This is a genomic window from Citricoccus sp., assembly GCF_035445025.1.
Taxonomy (GTDB): Bacteria; Actinomycetota; Actinomycetes; order Actinomycetales; family Micrococcaceae; genus Citricoccus.
The window spans coordinates 1-2,540 of the sequence record NZ_DAOMPX010000141.1 but is presented as its reverse complement, the minus strand read 5'-3'; the positions used below and the strand labels follow the sequence as shown (position 1 = coordinate 2,540).

The window sequence follows — 2,540 nt, the reverse complement described above, 5'->3', positions numbered from 1 at the left end:
TTGAACCGCGTCAGCCCGGCCAGTTCGTACTCGGGGTCCAGCGACGGGCTCATCCCGCCGAGGTCGTACCAGGTGCACCCGGCGGCCAGCGAGTCCTCGATCTGGCGCAGCTGCAGCGCCCGCGGCGCGTAGCGCTTGCGCTCCTCGGCGGACGAGGCACCGTAGACGTACCAGCCGAAGGTGCCCTGCCGCACGTAGATGGCCGCTGCCAGCAGTTGCTCGCCGTAGTGGGCCAGGTAGAGGGTGCAGGCGCTGCCCGGGGAGGAGTTCAGGGCGGTGAACATGCGCTGGAAGTAGGCCAGCGGCCGGCCGGTGAACCCGTCGCGCCGCGCGGTCTCCTCGTAGAGCGCCTGCCAGGCCGGCAGGTCGGCCTCGGTGCCCACGGTGACGGTCAGCTCGGAGCGGGTGGACTTGCGGGTCTGGCGCCGGGACGTGGAGTCCATCCGGTTCAGGGCGGCGGTCACGGCGGGGTCCTCGGGGTCCTGGCCCTTGGCCGGGCTGACCGGCTCGGTGCCGTACAGCTCCGGATGCAGCGGGATGCGCGCCTGGAACTGCGGCTGGCCGGCCTCGAAGGACTCGCTCTCGCTCGGGGCCTGCCAGCCCAGCGCCTGCAGGCGGGCGCGGACGTCGTCGGCCTCGGGGGCGGTGTGCAGCGGCTCCAGGTCCGTGACGGACGCCGTCTGCCCGGCCGCCAGGGCCTTGCGCACCTCGGAACCGTCCCACCGGCGCACGACGCCGGGCAGCCCGACGCGCACCAGGAACGCCCCGCGGGACTTCAGGTACTGCACGAGCGGGGTCAGCACCGACTCCAGGTGCACCTGCGTCCGGTCGAACACCGGGCCCTCGGCGATGTACGCCAGGCTGCGGTTCCGCAGCACCGGCACCGGCACGGGCAGCCGGCGGAACAGCACGAGGGCGGCGGCGCGCAGCATGTCCCCGTCGAACAGGCCCACGGACTCGCCGCGCCAGTCGACCTTGACGTCCGGCCAGTGGGGGTTCTGCAGGAAGGAGGACTCCGCGTGCTCCGCCAGGAACCGCCCATGCTCCTGGGTGGTGATGCGGCGGACGGTCAGGGCACGGGGCTGGGGATCGGTCTCTGGCACGCCCATCACCATAGCGCGAACGGCATGACGAGCCGGGTCCGCCGGTAGGCTGGGGCCCATGATGGTTCCCGCCGAGCAGTCCTTCGTCCCTGTCATCACCGGAGGCGACGTGGGGGCCTACTCCCTGGCGCGGGAGTTCCACGAGGCCTACGGGGTCGTCTCGGCCGTGGTCCCCACCGCGGTGAACCGCAACCTGCGGCACTCGCGCATCCTGGAGGCGTTCCCCGCCGGGCCGATGACCGAGGAGGGCCCGGTCCTGGAGGCGCTGCTGGCCGTGGCGGACGAGCTGAACGGCCGCGTGCCCGGCCGGCCGCTGCTGCTGCTGGCCAGCTACGACCACCTCGTGCGCTTCGCCGCCCGCCACCGGGACACCCTGGAGTCCCGCGGTTACACGGTGCCCTACCCGGACGAGGCAGCGCTGGACGCGGCCGCGCTGAAGGAGAACTTCTACGCCCTCTGCGATCAGCTCGGCGTCCCGTACCCGCGCACCGCCGCCTACGACGCCGGCTCCCACACGCCCGCCGCCCTCGCCGGGTTCCTGGCGGGGCTGGGGGAGGACGGGCCGGCGTTCCCGGTGATCCTCAAGGCCGGGGACGGCGGGGCCTGGGCGGACGTGCGCTTCACCGGGCGGCGCAAGGTGCACGTGGTGCACGGGGCCGAGGAGCTGGGTGAGCTGATCGGCCGGGCCAGCGGGGCCGGCTACCGCGGCTCGCTGATCGTGCAGGAGCTCGTCCCGGGCCCGGACTCGCAACTGGGCATCGCCACCTTCTTCCGGGACGGCACCGGGACCACCCGCCTGGTGTCCTACGGCGAGGTGATCGTGGAGGACCACGCCCCGGGGACCGAGGGCAACGCCCGTGCGGTGCTGGCCGGGGAGCACGAGACCGTGGCCCGCCAGGGGACCGCGCTGCTGGAGGCGCTGGACTGGCGCGGCTTCGCGATGTTCGACATCAAGGTCGACCCGCGGGACGGCCGGGCCCAGTTCCTGGAGATGAACCCACGGCTGGGACGCAACCACTACTACCTGACCGGCGCCGGGGCCAACCCGGCCCCGTACCTGCTGTCGGAGTACCTGCCCGAGGTCGCGGACGCCGTCGGGGGGCCGGCGCCGGCCGCGGGACGGGTGAGCACGGACGGCCCGGTGCTGACCACCACCGTCCCGCTGTCGCTCGTGCGCCGTCACGCCTCGGCGGACCAACGCGAGGCGATCCGCCGCGCCGCCCGGGCCGGCCGCGTCATCCGGCCCTTCGAGTACCGCGCGGACGCGGACCTGCGCCGCCTGGCCGGACTGCGGCTGGCGGAGCTCAACAGCCTGCGGGCCTTCCGCCAGTACCCTCCGCAGTCCTGATTTCACCGCACGTTGCGCTGGGTGGTAGTCTTTACTCAATTGTTTTGTGTGGCACGAGGGACACGGTCCGGGCTGCGGGTTTCTTGCGC

The 2,540-nt window shown here is 73.3% G+C and carries 2 protein-coding genes; one reads left to right on the top strand and one right to left on the bottom strand.

Annotated features, from left to right (window positions below; all coding sequences use genetic code 11):
• Window positions 1–1,109: lipid II:glycine glycyltransferase FemX (locus PLJ28_RS15560; RefSeq protein WP_324590412.1), on the bottom strand; the 1,109-nt coding region annotated here is incomplete at its 3' end.
• Between the two features lie 52 nt (window positions 1,110–1,161).
• On the opposite strand from PLJ28_RS15560, the gene PLJ28_RS15555 reads away from it, so the two are divergent.
• Window positions 1,162–2,451: a carboxylate--amine ligase gene (locus PLJ28_RS15555; RefSeq protein WP_324590411.1), complete on the top strand. Its 1,290-nt coding sequence runs from the start codon at window positions 1,162–1,164 to the stop codon at window positions 2,449–2,451.
• Window positions 2,452–2,540 lie beyond the last annotated feature (89 nt).